This window comes from Nostoc sp. DedSLP03 (assembly GCF_034530815.1).
Lineage (GTDB): Bacteria > Cyanobacteriota > Cyanobacteriia > Cyanobacteriales > Nostocaceae > Nostoc.
This window is the reverse complement of the sequence record NZ_JAVRCK010000243.1, coordinates 1-1,248: the sequence shown is the minus strand read 5'-3', so window position 1 is coordinate 1,248 and position 1,248 is coordinate 1. Positions and strand designations below refer to the sequence as shown.

The following is a 1,248-nucleotide window of genomic DNA, read 5'->3' as shown; positions in this document are numbered from 1 at the left end:
ACAGGACTTACGCAACTGTCACAAGCAATGGCGCGGTGTAACCGCGCCGTGCGCCTAAACAACTACGCGATAAACATAGGAACAGCCGGACGTTTTAGTTGCTGAACTAAATAATTAGATAGCAATCCATGCTTAATTTGATAAATTGTTTGACCAGTTTTATAAGCTAAATCTTTGAGCCGAAGCCAGACTAAAATAGCGCAGGCGATATGATTTCTTTGAATACGACCCTTACGGCATTGACATGATTCAATGCCAGTCAATTGCTTCAATTCGCGGTGAAACTCCTCAATTTTCCATCGAACCTTACACACTTTTTGTACAACGTCCATAGAATCTTGAGATAAATCGTTTGTAGCAATAAAATCCGTTCTGTCGATCGAGACAGTTACTCGGAATAGTTTCACTTTTTTAGATTGAGGAAACTTTTTTATTTTAATTATTTTACCTGATTTCAACTCCTCGTCATTCCAAGATAACGATTCAATTTTTTTATAATCTTCAAGACAATTCGTATCATCTACAAGTCGATTACGTTTGAGAGGACAATAATAATATTTTCCTAAGCCATCAATGCATAACATTAATTTATTTGTGGCATACCAAGTATCCATTAAGACAGTTTTAAATGGTAAAACCTTATGATAAACAAGGTTTTGCAGCATTTCTGTTACATGGTCTATTTTAGTTTTACCATCTCTGTCTGGGTCATAAATACGATAGTCAACTACCCAAAATTTTCCCAGTTCATGATTGACATATATACAATTTATTAAACCAATTCCTTGAATGACTCTATGTTCGTTGCCACTATATTGCCGTTTAGTTATTTCTATTTCTATGGCATATCTTTTATCTATTACTGTGTCATCAAAAACTAGATATGCGTTCTCACTCACAGAGATGATATCTTTAACATTATCCCAAAGCAAACGTGGTGTTAACTTTTCATTCTTCAGATAGCGGTTGATTTTATCATGACTAATCTGCTCCAAATGCTCTGCTAAATTTGTGAGAGTATAATTAATCTGACTACTTAACAAGTACTGGCAATAGTTAAGTTTAGTAAACTTCATAAAATACAGGATTGATTTTATGCATCCTCAACTAATTTTCTCATGATTTGAAGAATATTTAACACAGTTGATTACTGTTACTAATTTCGGCAATACCTTCTGAGTACGCCACTTTTATAGTACATAAATACTATTAATTAGTGATCGCGCTGTGCCAGTTGCGTAAGTCCTG

Annotated in this window: 1 protein-coding gene; it reads right to left on the bottom strand. The window is 34.5% G+C overall.

What is annotated here, in order from left to right:
• Positions 1-62 precede the first annotated feature (62 nt).
• Positions 63-1,076 carry a transposase gene (locus tag RM368_RS38575; RefSeq protein WP_322698950.1) on the bottom strand — a complete coding sequence of 338 codons (1,014 nt, stop codon included), beginning with the start codon at positions 1,074-1,076 and terminating at the stop codon, positions 63-65.
• Positions 1,077-1,248: the final 172 nt, after the last annotated feature.

Bases quoted from the DNA above. Each gene is read 5' to 3' on its own strand.
- RM368_RS38575 (WP_322698950.1), bottom strand. From the start codon at position 1,076: ATGAAGTTTACTAAACTTAACTATTGCCAGTACTTGTTAAGTAGTCAG.